This window comes from Stenotrophomonas sp. OVS01A (genome assembly GCF_019969775.1).
GTDB lineage: Bacteria > Pseudomonadota > Gammaproteobacteria > Xanthomonadales > Xanthomonadaceae > Stenotrophomonas > Stenotrophomonas indicatrix.
Window position 1 is genome coordinate 110,745 of the sequence record NZ_JAHXYV010000002.1, and the last position, 19,733, is coordinate 130,477.

General features: G+C 66.4%; 20 protein-coding genes and 1 tRNA gene. 10 read left to right on the forward strand and 11 right to left on the reverse strand.

The window, feature by feature from the left end; translation table 11 throughout:
• Positions 1–162: 162 nt before the first annotated feature.
• Positions 163–1,122: a DUF2268 domain-containing putative Zn-dependent protease gene (locus LC407_RS09410; protein WP_223482721.1), complete on the reverse strand. Its 960-nt coding sequence runs from the start codon at positions 1,120–1,122 to the stop codon at positions 163–165.
• A gap of 146 nt (positions 1,123–1,268) precedes the next feature.
• Between LC407_RS09410 and LC407_RS09415 the strand changes: the two genes are divergently transcribed.
• Positions 1,269–1,344: transfer RNA gene (locus LC407_RS09415), tRNA-Lys, on the forward strand.
• A gap of 216 nt (positions 1,345–1,560) precedes the next feature.
• On the opposite strand, the gene LC407_RS09420 is transcribed toward LC407_RS09415, so the two are convergent.
• Positions 1,561–1,794, reverse strand: coding sequence for a hypothetical protein (locus tag LC407_RS09420; RefSeq protein WP_025874663.1), 234 nt, complete (start codon positions 1,792–1,794; stop codon positions 1,561–1,563).
• Positions 1,795–1,882: 88 nt separating this feature from the next.
• The gene (locus LC407_RS09425; RefSeq protein ID WP_032951727.1) at positions 1,883–2,389 is read right to left on the reverse strand and encodes a hypothetical protein; all 507 of its coding nucleotides are present in this window, start codon (positions 2,387–2,389) and stop codon (positions 1,883–1,885) included.
• A gap of 84 nt (positions 2,390–2,473) precedes the next feature.
• On the opposite strand from LC407_RS09425, the gene LC407_RS09430 reads away from it, so the two are divergent.
• From LC407_RS09430 to LC407_RS09460, 7 genes are all read left to right on the forward strand, one after another.
• Positions 2,474–2,734, forward strand: a complete 261-nt coding sequence (locus LC407_RS09430) for a YdaS family helix-turn-helix protein (protein ID WP_025874662.1) — start codon at positions 2,474–2,476, stop codon at positions 2,732–2,734.
• Entirely contained in the window at positions 2,724–3,152 is a 429-nt protein-coding gene (locus tag LC407_RS09435) for a hypothetical protein (protein ID WP_025874661.1), read from the forward strand. The genes LC407_RS09430 and LC407_RS09435 overlap by 11 nt, the downstream gene beginning before the upstream one ends.
• 124 nt (positions 3,153–3,276) lie before the next feature.
• A complete protein-coding gene (locus tag LC407_RS09440; protein ID WP_025874660.1) occupies positions 3,277–3,474 on the forward strand; it encodes a hypothetical protein in 198 nt (65 codons plus the stop codon).
• Positions 3,471–4,007: a lysozyme gene (locus LC407_RS09445; RefSeq protein WP_223482722.1), complete on the forward strand. Its 537-nt coding sequence runs from the start codon at positions 3,471–3,473 to the stop codon at positions 4,005–4,007. Before LC407_RS09440 ends, LC407_RS09445 begins: the two co-directional genes overlap by 4 nt.
• Positions 4,008–4,022: 15 nt before the next feature.
• Complete coding sequence (locus LC407_RS09450) at positions 4,023–4,475, forward strand: lysis system i-spanin subunit Rz (protein ID WP_223482723.1); 453 nt, start codon at positions 4,023–4,025, stop codon at positions 4,473–4,475.
• 146 nt (positions 4,476–4,621) lie between these two features.
• Entirely contained in the window at positions 4,622–5,467 is an 846-nt protein-coding gene (locus LC407_RS09455; protein WP_223482724.1) for an alpha/beta hydrolase-fold protein, read from the forward strand.
• An 85-nt stretch (positions 5,468–5,552) separates the two neighbouring features.
• Positions 5,553–6,488: an alpha/beta hydrolase-fold protein gene (locus LC407_RS09460; RefSeq protein ID WP_223482725.1), complete on the forward strand. Its 936-nt coding sequence runs from the start codon at positions 5,553–5,555 to the stop codon at positions 6,486–6,488.
• A 189-nt stretch (positions 6,489–6,677) separates the two neighbouring features.
• Here the strand turns inward: LC407_RS09460 and LC407_RS09465 are convergent, their stop codons facing one another.
• Together LC407_RS09465 and LC407_RS09470 are read right to left on the reverse strand one after the other, a co-directional pair.
• A complete protein-coding gene (locus LC407_RS09465) occupies positions 6,678–7,103 on the reverse strand; it encodes a response regulator (protein WP_025874652.1) in 426 nt (141 codons plus the stop codon).
• Between the two features lie 92 nt (positions 7,104–7,195).
• Entirely contained in the window at positions 7,196–7,933 is a 738-nt protein-coding gene (locus tag LC407_RS09470; protein WP_223482945.1) for a CPBP family glutamic-type intramembrane protease, read from the reverse strand.
• A 180-nt stretch (positions 7,934–8,113) separates the two neighbouring features.
• On the opposite strand from LC407_RS09470, the gene LC407_RS09475 reads away from it, so the two are divergent.
• On the forward strand, positions 8,114–8,437 hold the full coding sequence (locus LC407_RS09475) for a zf-TFIIB domain-containing protein (RefSeq protein ID WP_025874650.1): 324 nt from the start codon (positions 8,114–8,116) through the stop codon (positions 8,435–8,437).
• Positions 8,438–8,545: 108 nt separating this feature from the next.
• Here the strand turns inward: LC407_RS09475 and LC407_RS09480 are convergent, their stop codons facing one another.
• The 6 genes from LC407_RS09480 to LC407_RS09505 form a co-directional block, all read right to left on the reverse strand.
• Entirely contained in the window at positions 8,546–9,058 is a 513-nt protein-coding gene (locus LC407_RS09480) for a GNAT family N-acetyltransferase (RefSeq protein WP_134832981.1), read from the reverse strand.
• 81 nt (positions 9,059–9,139) lie between these two features.
• Positions 9,140–10,099 (reverse strand): copper resistance protein B, encoded by a 960-nt coding sequence (locus tag LC407_RS09485; RefSeq protein WP_218787871.1) that lies wholly within the window; start codon positions 10,097–10,099, stop codon positions 9,140–9,142.
• Positions 10,096–11,907 (reverse strand): copper resistance system multicopper oxidase, encoded by a 1,812-nt coding sequence (locus LC407_RS09490; protein WP_223482726.1) that lies wholly within the window; start codon positions 11,905–11,907, stop codon positions 10,096–10,098. Before LC407_RS09490 ends, LC407_RS09485 begins: the two co-directional genes overlap by 4 nt.
• A gap of 75 nt (positions 11,908–11,982) precedes the next feature.
• Positions 11,983–12,369 carry a CopL family metal-binding regulatory protein gene (locus LC407_RS09495; RefSeq protein ID WP_208083291.1) on the reverse strand — a complete coding sequence of 129 codons (387 nt, stop codon included), beginning with the start codon at positions 12,367–12,369 and terminating at the stop codon, positions 11,983–11,985.
• Between the two features lie 175 nt (positions 12,370–12,544).
• Positions 12,545–14,350, reverse strand: a complete 1,806-nt coding sequence (recQ, locus tag LC407_RS09500; protein WP_025874645.1) for a DNA helicase RecQ — start codon at positions 14,348–14,350, stop codon at positions 12,545–12,547.
• 595 nt (positions 14,351–14,945) lie between these two features.
• Complete coding sequence (locus LC407_RS09505) at positions 14,946–15,494, reverse strand: Dps family protein (protein ID WP_025879374.1); 549 nt, start codon at positions 15,492–15,494, stop codon at positions 14,946–14,948.
• An 86-nt stretch (positions 15,495–15,580) separates the two neighbouring features.
• Here LC407_RS09505 and hrpA point away from each other — a divergent pair, with 86 nt between their 5' ends.
• Complete coding sequence (hrpA, locus tag LC407_RS09510; protein WP_223482727.1) at positions 15,581–19,666, forward strand: ATP-dependent RNA helicase HrpA; 4,086 nt, start codon at positions 15,581–15,583, stop codon at positions 19,664–19,666.
• Positions 19,667–19,733: the final 67 nt, after the last annotated feature.

Genomic DNA, 19,733 nt, shown 5'->3' on the forward strand with positions numbered 1-19,733 from the left:
TCTGGTAGGTGCCAACCTTGGTTGGCGCTGTCCGCCGGGCGCGGCCCGGCGCTACCAATGTTGGGATTCGGGTAGTGCCGGCCGCTGGCCGGCAGCCCCGGCAGGTCTGATTCTGGTAGGTGCCAACCTTGGTTGGCGCTGTCCGCCGGGCGCGGCCCGGCGCTACCGCTGCGGCAGCCAACCCGATGCTTCAATGAAACCGCGCACCGCAACCGGATCGCTGTAATCCAGCTCGATCATCCGCGCGATCGCCGCCTGCTCATCCGGCTGCTGCCGCATGTACTCCTGCGCGATGCGGTAACCAGCGTAGTACCCCACATCACTCACCCCGAACGGGCTGCGGGCGTTGTTGTACAGCCAGTTGTCCAGCGCATCGCCATCCATCTCCGCTCTGAAGCGAGCGCGGATCTCCGATTCGTGCAACGGCCCGTAGGCATACAGCGGCAGCGCCGGTCGGCGACCGCTGATCCGCTCGGCGATGTACTCGGCCACGCCTTCGCGCACCGCGTACTGTGCGAGCGATCCCGTAGTCTCGCGCTGTTGGGTGTGCACGTACTCATGCAGGTTGTTCTGCGCGTTGTTCGCGCCGGGCGCGCTGTCGTAGAAGACCCGCAGGCGACTGCGCAACGGCTCCGGCAGTTCGCTGACATCCACGCTTGCATCGCCGAGTGCCATTTCCGCGCCGATCAGCACCTGGTCCCCCAGCGTGGTGCCGCCTGTGCGCAGCACGCCCACCGCATAGGTGATGCTGGCCGGGCGCAGGGCGGGGTAGAGCCTGTGGAACACAGCCAGATCCTGCTCGAGCGTGGCGCTGGCGTGCCGGGCGTTGGCGGTCAGCGGCCGCACCGAGGCCCAGAAGCGCGGCCAGGCGAGCATTGCTTGTGCGTATTCGGCGGCGGTGTAGTTGCGCACCTTCATCAGCGCATGCAGGCCGGCACTGCCCGGCTCGACGTAGTGCTGGCGGACCAGGGCCACCCGCTGCGCGGCATCGGGCTCGGCAAGCACGGCATCGTAGGTACTCCAGAATCGGGCGATGTCATCCATCTGTACCGATGGGGCCGCAGCGGTGGTGACGGTGCAGGGCAGCAGCAGGCAGGCGAACAGAAAGAAGGGCAGGCGCATCCGTGGCTCCGAAGGACGAAGGAGTGTGCATGAGATGCGTCCGCTGCATGGAACGGTTTAACTGCAGGCCGATACTGCGACGATTTCTCTCTACCGCACAAAGTAGGGTAGAATGCCCACCCCGCCGACAGGCAGGGATGTTGCATGGGCCGTTAGCTCAGTCGGTAGAGCAGAAGACTTTTAATCTTTTGGTCGATGGTTCGAATCCATCACGGCCCACCATCGCAGACAGCGCCGGCATCACCTGCCGGGCAACCCCGAAAGCGCCGAGAGGCGCTTTTTTGTTGCCCGCGTGCAGCCACGGTCGGCATGCCGCGGCGCCAGCGCAGGAAATCTTCCAGCAACACCAATTAATTACCTTTAAGGTAATTAATTCGGGAATAAAAAGTAATGAATCGTGCGGTTTTGGCCGGTCAGAATCGACCGGCCTGGTCTCTTTCAACCGTAGTGCGCGCGTAGAAGCCCCGCATCGTGGAAGGAAATCCCCTCGCGGATGCACTCCTCGGCGCGTTCCATATCCTTGTGCAGCTGGATCAACGCATCGTCGGCGAGCTGGTCGATGTCCACCACCCCGCAACAGGCCTGGTCGATCACATGCTGCATCGGCTCCCCCCAGCGCCGGCGTACGTTGCGGATCATGCGGCAATGCCACTCGCGCATGATGGCGTCCATCCGCCGTTCTCCCGGGGCTGCATGTGCCTCACCGGCCACCACCCGCAAGGCAGGTGTCGGGTTGCGACCGCCGCGCAGTTCCTGGGTCCTAGCGGCCAACCGCTGTGCGAGCTCCTCGAGTCGCGTGTGAGTCATCCTTCGCCTCCCTGATCCGTTTTGCCAGAAGCTTCGTCAGGTCGAGCACATTGTCCGGGGCCGAAGGCTGACCGAACTCGTCCACGACCATGAATGCGGTCTCCAGCAGCACAGGATCGTAGATCCATTCCGGTGGATCGCCGACCAGCTCCAGGTAGTGCGAAAGCACCTTGACCGCAGCGCTCATCTTCTCGAAATCCAGTCCCGTAGATTGAGACTGAAGCGACATCTCAACGTCCTGATCGGCACGATCAAGCGTGCCGTGCGGGAGTTGCATTGCCGACTCGAGATCGCGTGCCAGACGATGGCCGATGCTCTTCGGGTTGCTCTCCGAAATCCACTGGCTGACCTGGGGCTGCGCCCAGCGGGTGCCGCCGAACAGGCGGGCCCATTCGGCCGGGCCGCCGGCAGCGGCAACGCGGAGGCGCATGTTGAGGGTGCGGGCGGTACTGGCGTCCATCTGCAAATGGTGCTCTGCATTACCAATCCAGCAAATGACCAAAACGGTATTGACTTGGCATTACCGGGTCGGTAATGTGGGGCCATGAACCTCATCGACTACGCCATCTCCCAAGGGGGCTACGGCACCCCCAGTTGCCCCGTGATGCGCCGTCTGGCCCACCAGACCGGCTGTGCGCTGCGGACCCTCTACATGATCGCCCGCGGCCACAAGTTGCCTGGCGCCCGTCTGTGCCGACGCATCGAGCTGGCCACGGCCGGTGCGGTCCGTCGTGAATTCCTGCGCCCGGATGTGTTCGCGCCGGGTCCGTCGTCCATCCAGGGAGAAGCCCACCATGCAGCTTGATACGTTCGGCGAATACGTCCGCAGCCGTCTGGAGCACTGGGGCGGGGAATACGCCCTGCATCGCGACTGCGAATACCTGGGCTTCCAATCACGCAACCTGCTGGCCGTATTGATCGAGCATGGCGGCGACATGCCCGGCCGTGCGCAGGGGTACAAGCCACTGGAGACGGACCTGCTGGCGCAGCAGATCGAAGACATCATCACCGCAGTTGCCCGTGACAACGTGGCGATGGCCTGCGCACTGCGTGGCTACTACTGCGGTCGCGGCCGTCGCAAGGTCGAGCGCTTCGAGACCGCCAATCTGCTGCTCGCCAACTGCGGGCAGCGACCGGTCTCCAACCGGCATTACCTGAACCTGGTCGAGCTGGGCTTCCAGCGCGTGCGCGGCTGGATGGAAGGCATCGCCCAGGCCGCATGAGCGGTGGGCTCAACTTTCGCCCGTCTCCCGACCGGATGAACCCTCGCGCCCAGCCGGCAGCGAGGCGGGCACCTCTCCCGGCCACCTCGGTATGTCGTGGCCAGCATCAAATCCTGGACTTTCCATGAAAGAAGAAATCTTCAGCGCAGTGGGCGCAGCGGCGGCCAAATCGGCTCCGCCGGTAACCGTTGCCGGTGCACTTGCCGCCGGCATCACCTTGGACCGCCTGGTGGTGGTCCTGACCATCATCTATCTCGCCGCACAGATCGCTTACCTGTGCTGGCGCTGGCTGCGCGAGTGGCGGCGGAAGGGACGCGAATGAGTACGCCGCCCACAGCGTTGCCGCTGCGCCGCCTGGTTGCCGCGCTGGTCCTCAGTGCCGCAGGCCTGATCGCCATTGTCGAGCATGAGGGCTATACCGACGCGGCGGTGGTGCCGACCCGCAATGATCGGCCTACCTATGGTTTTGGCTCGACCCGGCGCGAGGACGGCACGCCGGTCCGGCTCGGAGACCGGACTACGCCCGTCCGTGCGCTGCGCACCGTGGAAGCGCACCTGGCGCGCGAGGAATCGCAGTTCCGCGCATCGTTGCCGGGCGTCGCGCTGACACAGGGTGAGTACGACATCTATGTCGACTTCCTTTACCAGTATGGGATCGGTAACTGGAATGGATCATCCACGCGCCGGCATCTCCTGCGAGGTGAGTACCGCCAAGCGTGCGATGCGCTGCTGCTGTGGAAGCGGGCAGGGGGCTACGACTGCTCGACCCGGGTCAACGGACAGCCCAACAAGGTGTGTTGGGGCGTATGGCAACGGCAGCAACAGCGTCATGCCCGCTGCGTGGCGGAGCAGTGAGGGATGCCACGCACATTGATCGCGATTGCGCTGCTGGTGCTGTGGTCGTCGGTGATGTTCGCGGCAGGCTGGGGCTGGCGTGGCGATCGCAGCGATGCCGCAAAGGCAGAGGTTGCGTCGCTGCAGCATGCCGAGGCAATGCAGGCCGAGCGCGCAGCGCGCGAACGGCAGGCGGTACAGACCGGGGCGATGGCCTCGCTGGGAGAACAGCATGAACAAGATCGAGAGCGTGCGGCCGAAGTGGAAACAGAGGTGGTTGCTGGCCTGCGTGCTGGCAGTCTCCGGTTGCGCAACGACCTCGCCGCCTGTCATACCGGTCGCTTGTCCGACGCCACCGCCAGCGCCCGCGAACGTGATGCGGGCGCCCAACTACGAGCAGAGGTTGCGGCAGCGCTTGTTCGAATCGGACGCGACGCCGACGACCAGCTCAGGAGCTGCCAGGCGGTGATCACGTTGGACCGGCGTTGAAGGCGTGCGGGTCGCGGTGGGGTCAGACCTTCGGTAACCCATGACGAGCGTTCACCAGCGGATCTTCGCAATAGCGGGCGATATGAAGTCTGCCGTGCGATCAGTGTGGCGTTATGCTCAGCGTCTTTCCTAGGATGGGCTGCCCCTTGCGCTTTATCGTGCTGTCGCTGTTGTTGTCCGCTGTCTCCGCCGCGCCGCTGATGGCCGCCGAACCGACGGCGCAGACGGCGGCCGCTTCGCCGCTGGTGATCGGTGAGACCTTCACCATCCAATCCACGGCGCTGGGCGAAACCCGCCGCATCAACGTCTATCGCCCGCAGCCGTGGGGCCTGGACCCGAAGACGCCACTGCCGGTGCTGTACATGCCCGACGGCGGCATCGGCGAGGACTTCCTGCACGTGGCCGGGTTGGTGCAGGTGCTGACCGGCAACGGCAGCATGCGCCCGTTCCTGCTGGTCGGCATCGAGAACACCGAGCGCCGCCGCGACATGACCGGCCCCAGCAACGTGGCGGAGGACCAGAAGATCGCGCCGCGCATTGGTGGCTCGGCGGCGTACCGTGATTTCCTGCGCGATGAACTGATGCCGCAGGTGCGCCAGCGTTATGCGACCACAGACGAGCGCGCGTTAATCGGTGAATCGCTGGCCGGGTTGTTCGTGATCGAGACGCTGCTGCAGGAGCCGACCTTGTTCAACAGCTATATCGCGCTGGACCCCAGCTTGTGGTGGAACCACGGCGCCTTGCTGTCTGGCGCAGGCAAGCAGGTGCCGTCGGTCGCGCGCAGCGGCGCGCGGCTGTTCCTGGCCAGCAGTGGCCAGCCGGAACTGGCTGCGTCGAGCGCACGTTTGGCGGCGGTGCTGCAGCAGGCATCGCCGGCAACGCTGGTGAAGTACCAGCCGCTGCCGGAAGAGACCCACGCGACCATCTACCACCCGGCGGCCCTGCTGGGCCTGCGTACGTTGTTCCCGGCACAGCCGCCGGCGTCGCCCTGAGAGGGGTTTGGCGCGCAACAACGCGGTGTGTGAGGATGCATCAGCGGCGCCACATGGGTGCGCCGCCCGCAACAGGAGAGCGCGGATGCAGCGTGTGCGTGGATGGAGTGTGCTGGCCTGCCTGGCCTTGACAGGGTGCGCGATGTCGGTGGCGCCGCCGACAACGCAGAAGGAAGCGAGGGAAAGCGCGACCGCCGTGCCAGGCGTTGTGCTGCCCGATACCGAGTCACTGCGCGTGCATGACCCGATCGGGCGCGACTATGCCCTGTGGGTGGCGTTGCCTGCCGGCTACGCGGCGCATCCGCAGAAGCGTTATCCGGTGGTGTACGTGACCGATGCGCTGTACAGCTTTCCGCTGGTGCGCAGCGTGCGCAACCTGGTGGGGCAGCAGGGCGTCAACATCGAGGATTTCATCCTGGTCGGGTTGCCGCCGCAGGAAGGCCTGACCTCCAAACAGAGCCGCTCGCGCGACTACACCCCCAGTGATCCTGTACGCACCCCTGCTGGCTACTACAGCGATGACGTGACCTATGGCGGCGCGGCCCATTACCGCGACTTCCTGGCTGACCACGCGCTGCCGATGATCGATGCGCGCTACCGTACCGATCCGGCCCGGCGTGTGTTTGCGGGTCATTCCTATGGCGCGCTGTTGGGTGCTTACGTGCTGACGACCCAGCCCGACATGTTCGGCACCTACATCCTGTCCAGTCCGTCGCTGTGGTTCGACCAGGGCCTGCTGCCGCGCATGCAGGATGCCGCCGTGATGCCGTCACAGCCCATCCGCGTGCTGCTGTCGGTCGGCGGCTACGAGACGGTCAAGTCGGGGCCGCGCTATTCAACGGGCAACGACATGCTGCGGCAGACCGCCGACTTCGCCGGCCAGCTGCAGCGCAGCGGTCGCAAGCTGCAGGTGGAGAACATCGTGATTGATGGCGAAGACCATCTCACCGTATATCCACGCGTGATCACCGGTGCGCTGCTGCAGGTACTCCCGGGCGAAGGGCCGTATACCGGCGGCTGACGGCCGGCTCCATCCACGCATGGCGTGGATCTACTGGCAGCATTTTCCGTTCACGCAACGGTGCGCATCGCCGTAGAGCCACGCCATGCGTGGATGCACCAGTAGACCCACGCAACGCGTGGATGGAGCAGTAGATCCACGCCATGCGTGGATGCACCAGTAGATCCACGCAACGCGTGGATGGCAGCCTCAGGCCGCGCTTGCCTGCGGCGCCGGCATCAGCGCGGCATCGGCGGCATGGCGGAAGCACAGCCGGATCGCATCCAGCAGCTCGCTCATGTTGTAGGGCTTGGGCAGGAAATGAATGCCGTCGTGCAGTTGCGGCAGCACGGCATGCTGGTCCATGCCAGAGGTCACCAGGATCGGCAGCTGCGGATACAGGCTGCGCACGCGGTTGGCGGCCTCGATGCCGCTGACCAGGCCGAGATTGACGTCGGTGAACATCAGGTCGAAGCGCTCTCCGGCGGCCAGCAGGCCCAGCGCGGCTTCGGCGCTGCTGACGCCTGCGACGTGGCAGGCCTGGCTCTCCAGCGCCATCCGGCTCAGTTCACGGGTTTCCTCGGCGTCTTCGATCAGCAGGACGCGTGGTTCAACGTGGCGCTTGGACAGCAGCATGACGCAACAACTCCGGACGGCAGGGCATGAAAGGCGCGCAAGTATGCGCAAGCCCCCAGTGAGCCCCGCGTGCAGGATCGGCTAAGCCAGCGTTACAGCGCGCGGTTGCGCTGGGTCCGCACATGCCAGGCCAGCGCTGCCACTGCCAGCAGCGTAGTGCCGATGCGCAGGCTGGTGGCCTGCCAGCCCAGCGCAACGGCGTCGTCGAGGCTGAACACATTCCAGGCCAGGTTCATCGACACGTGCAGGACCAGACCGCACCACAGGGTGTTGCCGTCGAGGTGGTCGAGCCAGGCGAAGATGAAACCGCCGAAGGCGATCACTACGCCGACGAACAGGGCCACGCCGCCGCCGTCGAAGCCGCCGAAGCCCAGCCAGTGCACCACGCCGAACAGCAGGGCCTGCGGCAGTGCGAGCAACGGCCAGGGGCCGCGCACGATCTTCGCCAGCAGCACGAAGCCGAGGCCGCGGAACAGCACTTCTTCGGCCAGCGGGAACAGCACGGCCAGCATCGTGGCGTCCAGCGTCGTCAGCGCCGTGTTGGGCGTCCCCAGCAGGGCCAGCCCCAGCCAGCACGGCAGGCTGGCCAGCAGCACCCACAACGGGCCACGCATGCCGTTTCCGCGCAGGCCGAGGCTGGCCAGCAGGCCCACTCCGCGGGGGCGCAGGAGCGTGGCCAGCAGCAGTGCGACCAGCACCGCCAGCGCGTTGTCCAGCAGGCTGCCACCGTAGGGCATGGGCAGGGCGGGAATCGGCGCGCCCAGCGTGGCACTGATGTCGCGCACGTTCAGGCCGAGGCCAACGCCAAGCAGCACCAGCAACAGGCGCATGCCGGTGGGAGTCGAGTCACGGGCAGTCACATGCATTCCTTGCAGCGAGGTCGCGAGGCAGTCTGCAGGGCGGCGGACGTGGCGGCACGCGCCGGAAGTCCCTGTGCCATCGGTCATGCGTTGCCGCACAGTCATCCGCACACAGGTACAGTCGAGGCCAGACCGACAGGAGCAATGCGAATGCTGTGCCCCGTGTGCAAGACCCAGACCCTGCAGATGGCCGAGCGCCATGGCATCGAGATCGACTACTGCCCGAGCTGCCGTGGCGTATGGCTGGATCGTGGCGAACTCGACAAGATCATCGAGCGCGCCACTGACGGTGCAGGTGCCGCCATGCCGCCGCCAGGGCCCGCGCCGGTGCAACCGCAGGCCGCTCCGCCGCCGGTGATGCATCGCGATACCCGTCATCTCGGCCAGCGCCACGATGACAACCGTGGCCAGTACAGCCAGGGCTACAAGAAAAAGAAGAAGGAAAGCTTCCTGTCGGAGTTGTTCGACTTCTAGGTAGCAGCGTCGAGCCTTGCTCGGCTTTGCTCTTTGGGGCCGCGCCGACCAAGGTCGGCATCTACCAGAACAGGCGTCGAGCCTGGCTCGACTCTACAGGAACGCGGCTCAGGGCCGGCGCAGGATGAACTCGCGGTCGCGGCTGTCACCGACGATGAAGTCATACTCGCCGGCCTTGCTGCAGCCGTAGCGCGCGTAGAAGCGCTGCGCGCCGAAGTTCTCTTCCCACACGCCCACCCACAGAGTGCGGCGCTGCGGCTGGTCCAGCCAGGTCATGAAGGCATCCATCAGGCGCGCGCCGTGGCCGCCGTTCTGGTGGCTGGCCAGGATGTACAGCCGCTTCAGTTCGATGTCGCCTTCACGTGCTTCGGCATGCGGAAGGGTGTTGGCGCCGGCGGCCAGATAGCCCACCACCGTCTCACCCTCCAGCAGCAGCCACACCGCGCTGCGCGGGTCGGACAGTTCCGCTCGCTGCGGCTCGGCGCCGTAGTGATCCTGCAGGAAGGTGCGCAGGTCCTGCGGCGGATAGGAATCGCCCCAGGTTTCGATATAGGTGGCGATGGCGATCGCCGACAACGCGTCGACGTCGGCCAGGGTGGCGCGGCGGATATGCAACGACATGGTGCAGCCTGCAATGGAACGTGCGGCAGTGTAGCCGGCCCCGGCGGTTGCCGGGGCTGGCTGCTGCTCATGATCCGCTGCTCAGAACCACATGCGGATGCCGGCGACCCAGCGTGTGTCGCGTGCATGATCGCCGGCATAGTCGGCGGTATCACCGAAAGCCCGTTCGTGGCTGATGCCGATGTACGGCGCGAAGCGGCGATTGAACTCGTAGCGCAGGCGCAGTCCGGCTTCGACCTTGTTGAGGCCGCGGCCGATGCCGTGCTCCGGTTCGTCCTTGCTGGCCACGGTAGCTTCCAGCAGGGGCTGCAGGATCAACCGGTTGGTCAACAGCACGTCGTATTCGATCTCGGCCTTGGCCATCAGCTGGCCACCGGAACCGGCATACAGCGTGGCCGAGCTTTCGAACTTGTACGGCGCCAAGCCCTGGATGCCGATCGCCGCCCAGGTGCGTGAATCGGCGGGGCGGAAGTCCTGGCGTACACCGACCAGCACGTCCCACCACGGCGAAATTGCACGCCCGTACAGCGCTTCCACGCCTGATGATTCCGTGCGGCCTTCGCTGCGTTCGCCATCGGTGCGCAGCCACAGGCGGTTGATGTTGCCGCCGATCCAGCCACTGGCCTCCCAGGCCTGGCCGTTGCCGTTCTTTCCATCCCAGTGTTCCAGGCGATCGATCAGCAGCAGGCTGTGGATTTCCGGTGGGTGCTCCATCGCACCATGCGCGATGGGTGGAAACGCGGCCGCACGATCGGCATCGGTGGGGACAGGTATCGGTTCGCGCGGCTGCGTCGGCGCGGGCGTGCCGTGGCCCATTGTCGCGTGATCCATCGCGCCATGGTCCATCGTTGAATGGTCCATCGCACCGTGATCCATCTTCGAATGGTCCATCTTCGAATGATCCACGTCGGCCGCTGGCGTGGCATCGGCAGGAGGCGCGTGTGCTGTCATGTCATGGCCGGCATGGGACTGCGCGAACGTGGGCAGCGCGGCCAACAGGCCGAGGGTCAACAGGCTTGGGGCAAGCAGGGAACGGCTCATTCTTCGATCCTCACTTCGCGCATCATGCCTGCTTCCATGTGGTACAGCAGGTGGCAGTGGTAGGCCCAGCGGCCGAGGGCATCGGCGCGTACGCGATAGGTGCGGCGTGTACCGGGCGGCATGTCGATGGTGTGCTTGCGCACCTGGAATTCACCCTGCGCGTTTTCCAGGTCGCTCCACACGCCATGCAGGTGGATCGGGTGCTGCATCATGGTGTCGTTGACCAGCACGATGCGCATGCGCTCGCCGTAGTTCAGGCGCAGCGGTTCGGCGCCAGCGAAGGGAATGCCGTCGAACGACCAGGAGAACTTTTCCATGTGGCCGGTCAGGTGCAGCTCGATCTCGCGGCCGGGCTCGCGGCCATCGGGGTCTTCGAACAGGCTGCGCATCGCACCATAGGTCAGCACCTGGCGGCCGTTGTCGCGCAGGCCGATGCCGGGGTCGTCCAGCTTGGGCTCGGTGGCCGAACTCTGCATGTCCACCAGCGGATTGTTGCGCTCGCTGGCCGGATGCTTTGGCGCTTTGCTGGCGGTCTCGCCGCCGCCATGTGCGCCGTGGCCCATGCTGGCACCGCAGCCGCCTTCCATGCCCTTCATTGCTGCCATGTCGTGGCCGCCGTGGCCACCGCCGCCCATGTCGTGACCCATGTCGGCCATCGTCAGCAACGGGCGCGGATCGCGCGCGGGAATCGGTGCCTGCAGTCCATGGCGCACGGCGAGGGTGCCCGCGGCATAGCCGGTACGGCCCATGTCCTGGCAGAAGATGGTGAAGGCATCCTGGCCGCTGGGTTCCACCAGTACGTCGTAGGTTTCGGCCGGGGCGATGCGGAACTCGTCGATGCTGACCGGATGGATGTACTGGCCGTCGGCGGCGACCACGGTCATCTTCAGGCCGGGAATGCGCACGTCGAAGTAGGTCATCGACGCACCGTTGATGAAACGCAGCAGCACCTTTTCGCCACTGCGGAACAGCCCGGTCCAGTTGCCGGCCGGCGCGGTCCCGTTCATCAGGTAGGTATAGGTGTGCGCGTTGATGTCGGAGATGTCGCTGGGCGTCATCCGCATCCGGCCCCACATGCCGCGGTCGGACAGCGCGGCCGACCAGCCATCGCGACGCGCGTCGCGCAGGAAGTCGGGCAGGGTGCGCTTGTAGTAGTTGTCGTGCTCGGCGAGCTTCTTCATGCGCCGGAATAACGCGCCGGGATCCATGTCGGTCCAGTCGGACAGCATGATCACGTGCTCGCGGTCATGCCGGTACGGCGCCGGTTCGGCCGGGTCGATGATCAGCGCGCCGTACAGCCCCGCCTGTTCCTGGAACAGCGAATGGCTGTGATACCAGTAGGTGCCGGACTGCTTGAGGTCGAAGTGGTAGTGGTAGGTCTCGCCAGGGCCGATGCCGTTGAAGCTCAGGCCCGGCACGCCATCCATGTTGGCCGGCAGCAGGATGCCGTGCCAGTGGATCGAAGTAGGGTGCTGGCCGAGCGTGTTGCGCACGAACAGGTCCACGGTCTGGCCTTCGCGCCAGCGCAGGATCGGTGCCGGCAGCGATCCGTTGACGGTGATCGCCGGGCGGGTGCGGCCGGTGAAGTTGGCCAGCGACTCGCCGATCGCCAGTTCGACGCGGGTATCGCTGATGACCGAAGGTGCACCGGCCAGGCGTGGCGCGGCAGAAGCGGCGGCGAGCGCGCGCTGCGGGATGCCGGCCGCGGCGATGCCGGCGACCACGCCGCCAGCAGCGATGCCCTGCACGAACAGACGGCGCGACGGCATGGGCACAGCGCCCGGGCCGGGAGGAATACGGGTACTCATGGTGGTGACTCCAAACACGGAAAGACGCCAGCGCAGGGCCGGCTTCAGTGCGCAGCGCGCACGAGGCGTGTTGGATCAGCCGATGGGAGGGCGTGAGATCGGCGGCAGCGGCGGTGCCGGGCGGCCATTGGCAGGCATCGGCTGCGGGGCCAGGGAAAGACCGGGACCGGTCAGGAACGGCAGTGCCTGCACCGCCAGCAGCGGGTGCTGGGCGCAGCTGCGCACGCAGTCCTTGATCTGGCAGTGTGCGTCGTGGGCGGGGGCCTTGGCCTGCGGCGCCTCGTCGGCCGTCATGCCGGCGTGGTGGTGGCAGTCAGCGTCGCCTTCATCGGTCATCGCCGAGGCCATCGCATGGGCCATGCGGCCCATGTCCTCGTGCCCGCTGGCCATGGCCGCGTTCAGCCCGTTGAGCAACAGGCTGAGCATGAGCACGACACGGAGCAGGGTCGAGGCGAGGGACATGGCGCTAATCTAGCGGCAAGTGGGCGGACATGCACATCCGGCTGAACGGGTGGTTCAAGGTTTGAGCCGGGCGAGGGTGCGCAATCGCGCAGCGCTGGTAGCGCCGGGCCATGCCCGGCGGGCGTGAAGCGCGGTCGATATGCGGGCCGCCGGGCATGGCCCGGCGCTACCGGGGTCACCCCTCTTCGCGCACGATCTCGACCAACCTCGGGCCATAGCGGCTGAGCTTGGTGCCGCCGATGCCACCGACCCGGGCCAGCTCGTCCAGCGAGGTCGGGCGCTGTTCGGCGATGTTGCGCAGGGTGCTGTCGTGGAAGATCACGAAGGCCGGCACGTTCTGCTCGCGCGCCAGCTCGGCGCGCAGGCCGCGCAGCGCGTTGAACAGGGCCAGGTCCTGCGGCAGCACCGACAGGCCGGTGCGTTGCGCGCTGCGTTCGCGCCCGGCGCTGGCACTGACCGCATCGCGGCGCATGCTGATCTGGCGGCGACCGGTCAGCACATCGCGGCTGGCATCGGTCAGGCGCAGGCCACCGTGGCCCTCGCTGTCCACTTCCAGCAGGCTGGCGGCCACCAGCTGGCGGAACACGCTGCGCCAGGTGCGTGCATCCAGGTCGCGGCCGATGGCGTAGGTGCTCAGCTTGTCGTGGCCCTGCTGCTTGACCTTCTCGTTCTCGCTGCCGCGCAGGACGTCGATCAGGTGGCCGACGCCGAAGCGCTGGCCACTGCGGTATACACAGCTCAACGCCTTCTGCGCGGGGATGGTGGCGTCCCAGGCCGCCGGCGGGGTGAGGCAGTTATCGCAGTTGCCGCAGGGCTTGGGATAGGTCTCGCCGAAACCGGCCAGCAGCACCTGGCGGCGGCACTGCATCGATTCGCAGTAGCCCAGCAGGTGGTCGAGCTTGGACCGCTCCAGCTGCTTGCGCTCCTCGCTGGCCTCGGACTGCTCGATCATCTGCTTGAGCAGTACCACATCGCCCAGGCCGTAGCAGAGCCAGGCCTCGGCGGCTTCGCCATCGCGCCCGGCGCGGCCGGTTTCCTGGTAGTAGCCTTCCATCGACTTGGGCAGGTCGGTATGGGCGACAAAGCGTACGTCCGGCTTGTCGATGCCCATGCCGAAGGCGATGGTCGCGCACATGACGATGCCGTCCTCGCGCAGGAACCGGCGCTGGTTGTTGGCACGCACTTCCGCGGGCAGGCCGGCGTGGTAGGGCAGGGCATTGAACCCCTGCGTGCACAGGAACTCGGCGGTTTCCTCCACCTTGCGCCGTGACATGCAGTAGACGATGCCGGCCTCGCTGCGATGGCTGCGCAGGAAATCGCTCAGCTGCTTGCGGGCGTTGTCCTTCTGCACCACGGTGTAGCGGATGTTGGGGCGATCGAAGGAGCTGACGAAGTGACGTGCTTCGGCCAGGTCCAGCCGCTCGGCGATCTCGCGCTGGGTTGGCGGGTCGGCGGTGGCGGTCAGGGCGATCCGCGGAATCTCCGGCCAGCGCTCGTGCAGGACGGTCAGCTGCCGGTATTCGGGGCGGAAGTCGTGGCCCCATTGCGACACGCAATGGGCTTCGTCGATGGCGAACAGGGCGATCCGGCTGCGCGACAGCAGCGACAGGAAGCGGCCGGTCAGCAGGCGCTCGGGAGCGACATAGAGCATGTCGAGCTCACCGGCGAGCAGTTCGCGTTCGACCCGGCCAGCCGTTTCGGCGTCCAGGGTCGAGTTCAGGAATTCGGCGCGCACACCGAGCTGGCGCAGGGCTTCGACCTGGTCCTGCATCAGTGCGATCAGCGGCGAGATGACGATGCCACAGCCGTCACGCAGCAGGGCGGGCACCTGGTAGCACAGTGATTTGCCGCCGCCGGTGGGCATCAGTACCAGGGCATCGTGACCGGCAGCCACATGCTCCACGATGTCCTGCTGCGGACCACGGAAATCGTCGTAACCAAAGACGCGGCGGAGCAGGTCGTGCGCGGGACGGGAAGCCATCCAGCTAGTTTACCCCGGCGGGGGTTCGGCCGGGTTGCACCCGGCACCTGCTGTAGTGCCGGCCGCTGGCCGGCAACCCTGGCAACAGCAGCAACAGCAACAGCAACAGCAGGCTCTGGGGTGATCCGTGGTTTGGCGGTGCGGTGTGGGCTTGCAGGACACGCCGTAAACCCGTCCATGGGGGCTCGATGGCGCCATCCATGGCGCCAACGGTCCTGCAAGCCCACACCGCCCCGCCCCCGACAGATTTCCGGTGACGGTTGGTAGATCCACGCCATGCGTGGATGAAATCTGTCAGATATCGACAAATAAAATGGGGTCGGATCCGTTTTCCTGCGGAAAACGGATCCGACCCCAAGCTTTAAGAGTTGGCCCGACAGATTGCGGAAGACTGTCGAAGGCGGGGTGGGTCCGGTGGCAGGGGTGTCCGCGGCATGGATGCCGCGGCCAAGCCCCCATGGACGGGTTTACGGCGTCCCCTGCCACCGGACCCACCCCGCCTACCCACAGGAAGTCAGCTTTTGCTCTGGCTCTGGCCTTGGCTTCAAAGCCTCTGCGGGTGCAGGGCGCAGCCCTGCCGAACCATCCGAAACCCTTACTGGAGCAGCGAGCGCAGCATCCACGCGTATTTCTCGTGGGTCTGCAGGCGCTGGGTCATCAGATCCTCGGTCGGGGCGTCGTCAGCGTCGTCGGCCACATCCAGCACTTCACGTGCCGTACGGCATACCGCTTCGTTGGCGACCACCAACTGGCGTACCATTTCACGCCAGTCCGCACTGTCGGTCAGGCCCGGCTCCTCGACGATCGAGGTCAGCGCAGCAAATTCCCGGTAGGAGCCCGGGGCATTGAAGCCCAGTGCGCGGATGCGCTCGGCCACATCGTCCAGTGCCGCCCACTGCTCGGTGTACTGCGTCTCGAACATGGTGTGCAGCGAGTTGAACATCGACCCGGTGACATTCCAGTGGAAGTTGTGGGTCTTCAGATAGAGCGTGAACGCATCGGCCTGGAACCGCGCCAATCCGTCGGCGATCTTCTTGCGGTCGCCCTGGGTGATCCCGATATCGATGTTGGGGGCCGACGGCGCGGAAGCCGCAAGCTTCTGCTTGCCGGTCTTGGGCTTGGTCGTGCTCTTGGTCTTCGCCATGGGGTTCCTCCTTGTGGAATCGTTGGCCTTCACAATAAATCAGTCTTGATGACTGGTCGCATTCAAAGTTTTAAACGAACCGATTGATGAACGCTATCGACAAAATGCCGCAGTCCCGCCAGCGCCAACAGCGTGCCGCCATCGACGGCGCCATGAGCCGCGACCGTGGACGATTGCTGGGAATGCTCTCGCGTTGCCAGGCCAAGCCACAGGATGCGGCGTTGGCCGCCAGTTTCGAGCAGGCCTTGCAGGTTTCGGTGCAGCGCCGGCAGGCGCGGGCGCAACAACAGCCGGCCATTACTCTGGACCCACAGCTGCCGATTGCGCGTGAAGCCGAGACCATCACCCAGTTGATCCGCGACCATCAGGTGGTGGTGATCGCCGGTGAAACCGGCTCGGGCAAGACCACGCAGCTGCCGAAGCTGTGCCTGGCCGCCGGCCGTGGCCAGGCCGGCATGATCGGCTGCACGCAGCCGCGCCGGATCGCCGCACGTGCGGTGGCCAGCCGTGTCGCGCAGGAACTGCAGAGCGAGCTGGGCCAGCTGGTGGGCTACCAGGTGCGCTTCAACGACAAGGTCGGCGAAGACACCCGCATCAAGTTCATGACCGACGGCATCCTGCTGGCCGAAATCGCCAGTGATCGCTGGCTGTCGAACTACGACACGATCATCGTCGACGAAGCGCACGAACGCAGCCTCAACATCGACTTCCTGCTTGGCTATCTCAAGCAGCTGCTGCGCAAGCGCCCAGACCTGAAGCTGATCGTCACTTCGGCGACCATCGACACCGAGCGCTTCGCCCAGCATTTCGACAATGCGCCGGTGATCAGCGTCGAAGGCCGAACCTATCCGGTGGAGGTGCGCTATCGCGCGCTGGAAGGCGAGGGCGAAGACCAGGGCGAACGCACGGTCAACGATGCGATCGTTGCGGCCATCGATGAAATCACCCGCCTGGATTCCCGCGGCGACGTGCTGATCTTCCTGCCGGGCGAGCGTGAGATCCGCGATGTGCACCAGTCGCTGGAGCGGCGCAAGTACCGCAATACCGAAGTGCTGCCGCTGTACGCGCGGCTGTCCAACCAGGACCAGGACCGGGTGTTCAACCCCGGCCCGAACCGGCGCATCGTGCTGGCCACCAACGTGGCCGAGACCTCGTTGACGGTGCCGCGCATCCGTTATGTGGTCGACCCCGGTTTCGCCCGCGTCAAGCGTTACAGCCCGCGCAACAAGCTGGACCGGCTGCACATCGAGCCGATCTCGCAGGCCAGTGCCAACCAGCGCAAGGGCCGCTGTGGCCGCGTGGCCGAGGGCATCTGCTATCGCCTGTATGCCGAGGCCGATTTCCAGGCGCGGGCGGAGTTCACCGATCCGGAAATCCGTCGTTCCAGCCTGGCCGGGGTGATCCTGCGCATGCTGCAGCTCGGCCTGGGCCGCATCGAGGACTTCCCGTTCCTTGAGGCGCCGGATGAGCGGGCCGTCGCTGACGGTTGGCAGCATCTGACCGAGCTGGGGGCGATCGACAGCGAACGCCACCTGACCGCGATCGGCAAGCAGATGGCGCGCCTGCCGGTGGACGTGAAACTGGCGCGCATGCTGGTGGCGGCGCAGGCCGCGGGCTGCCTGCGACCGATGCTGGTGATCGCCTCGTTCCTGGGCATCCAGGATCCGCGCGAGCGGCCGCCCGAGGCGCGTGGCGCCGCCGACAACGCACACGCGCAGTTCGCCGATGGCCGCTCCGAGTTCGTCGGTGTGCTGCGCCTGTGGGATGCCTATCGCCAGTCCCATGAGGATCTGACCCAGTCCAAGCTGCGCGACTGGTGCGGCCGCCACTTCCTCGGCTTCCTGCGCATGCGTGAATGGCGCGAGCTGCATCGGCAGCTGCGCCTGCTGTGCGAGGAACTGGGCTGGAAGGAAGAGGCCCACGAAGCATCGATGGCACCGCTGCTGGCCGGCAGCAGTGCGCCGGCTCCGGCGCGCGATGATGCTGCTGCGGTGAAGGCGACCCGTGGCCAGCTGCACCGTGCTGCGCGCCTGGCCCGCGAGGGCAAGGCCGAAACGGCGCCCGCGCCGGTCGCGGCCCGTGCGCAGAAGGACCAGGCGCCCGACGGCGGTGGTTACAGCGAACGCGTTCGCGCCACGGCTTACCAGACCCTGCATCGGGCGTTGGTGGCGGGCCTGCCCACGCAGATCGGCCATCGCAGCGAGAAGGGTGATTTCCAGGCGCCGCGCCAACGCCGTTTCCTGCCGTTCCCCGGCTCGACGCTGTCCAAGCGGCCGCCACCGTGGCTGCTGGCCGCCAACCTGCTGGATACGCAGAAGGTGTGGGGCATGACCCTGGCGGCGATCGAGCCGGACTGGGTGATTGCCGAACTGCCGCACCTGCTGCTGCGCAAGCACTTCGACCCGCACTGGTCGCGTGCGCAGGGCCAGGTGCTGGCCTCCGAGCAGATCAGCCTGTTCGGGCTGGTGCTGGCACCGAAGAAGCCGGTGCACTACGGCCGCATCAACGCCGGCGAGGCGCATGACATCTTCGTGCGCCAGGCACTGGTGACCGGTGAGATCAACACCCGCGCCAGCTTCGTGGCCGACAACCAGAAGGTGCTGGAGCAGGCACGCGAGGAAGAAGCCAAGCTGCGCCGTGCCGGCATCGTTGCCGACGAGGACTGGCAGGCACGCTGGTACCTGGACCGGGTGCCGCCGCAGATCCACTCCGCGTCCGGGCTGGATGCGTGGTGGAAGGCGCTGCCGTCGGAACAGCGCAAGGGCCTGCACTGGTCGCTGGTGGATCTGCTGCCGGGCGAAGGCAGCGAGCAGGAGCGCTACCCGAAGTACCTGGCGCTGGGCCAGGCGCGGTTGCCGCTGCACTACCGCTTCGAACCCGGGGCCGAAGATGACGGCGTGACCCTGGACGTCCCGCTGCACCTGCTCAATGCATTGGATGCGGTGCAGTTGGGATGGTTGGCGCCGGGTTTCGTTGCCGACAAGGCGGCCGCGCTGATCCGCAGCCTGCCCAAGGCGATGCGGCGCAACTACGTGCCGGCACCGGATTTCGCGCGCGCGTTCTACGAGGCCTTCCCGCAGCCCAGCGCGGACGCGATCACCGGCGAGCTGGCGCGCTTCCTGTCCCGTGCAACGGGGGCAACCGTGGCCGCTACCGATTTCGAGCCCGGTTCAATCGAACCGCACCTGCACATGAACCTGCGCCTGCGCGATGAGCAGGGCAAGGTGCTGGCAACCTCGCGCGACCTCGATGTGCTGCGTGCGAAGTTCGGTGGCCGTGCCGGCGATGCGTTCGCCGCACGTGCCGGGCGCGAGATGGCGGCCGATGGCCTGCGCACGTTCCCGGCCTCGCCGATTCCGCTGCAGGTGCCGGGCGAGGCCGGCGTTCCGGCCTATCCCGCGCTGAAGGATGAGGGTGACAGCGTTGCACTGCGCATCTTTGCTGATCGCCAACAGGCCGAGGAAGCACACCCGCTGGGCGTGCGCCGACTGCTGGAGATCGGCCTGGGCGAGAAGATCAAGCAGGCACGCAAGCAGTTGCCGGTGGCGGCGAAGACCGGGCTGCTGTACGCCTCGATCGAAACCCAGGAACGCCTGCGTGGCGATCTGGTCGATGCAGCGCTGAATGCCGTGCTGGCCGACGGCCTGGGCGATATCCGCGATGCGGCGGCATTCGAGCAGCGTCGCGAGCACGCCGCAAAAACGCTGTTCGGCGAGGCCATGCAGCGGTTGAAGCTGGCCGAGTCGATCCTTGCCCTGGTGGCCGAGTTGAAGCCGATGCTGGAGGCACCGTTGATGGGCTGGGCGCGCGGCAATCTGGATGACATGGAAGCGCAGCTGGTTGGGCTGATCCATCCCGGCTTCCTGCGCGACACGCCGGCCGATGCCCTGGCGCAGTACCCGCGGTACCTGAAAGCGATGATCCTGCGCACCGAACGCGCCAAGCGCGATCCCCCGCGTGACCAGGCGCGCATGCTGGAACTGCACCCGTTCCTGGAGGCATTGCAGGTGGGCGAGCAGCAGGGCCTGCGCGAGCGGCCGCAGTGGCAGGCCTTGCGCTGGGATCTGGAGGAGCTGAGGGTATCGTTGTTCGCGCAGGAGCTGGGCGCACGCACCGGCGTTTCGGCGAAGAAGCTGGCGCAGCGGGTGACCGCACTGCGCCAGGCCTCGTAATCCCTGGGCTGGCCCCGCCGGGCACTCGTCGGCGGGGTCAAGCGGAATGGCATCCACGCATGGCGTG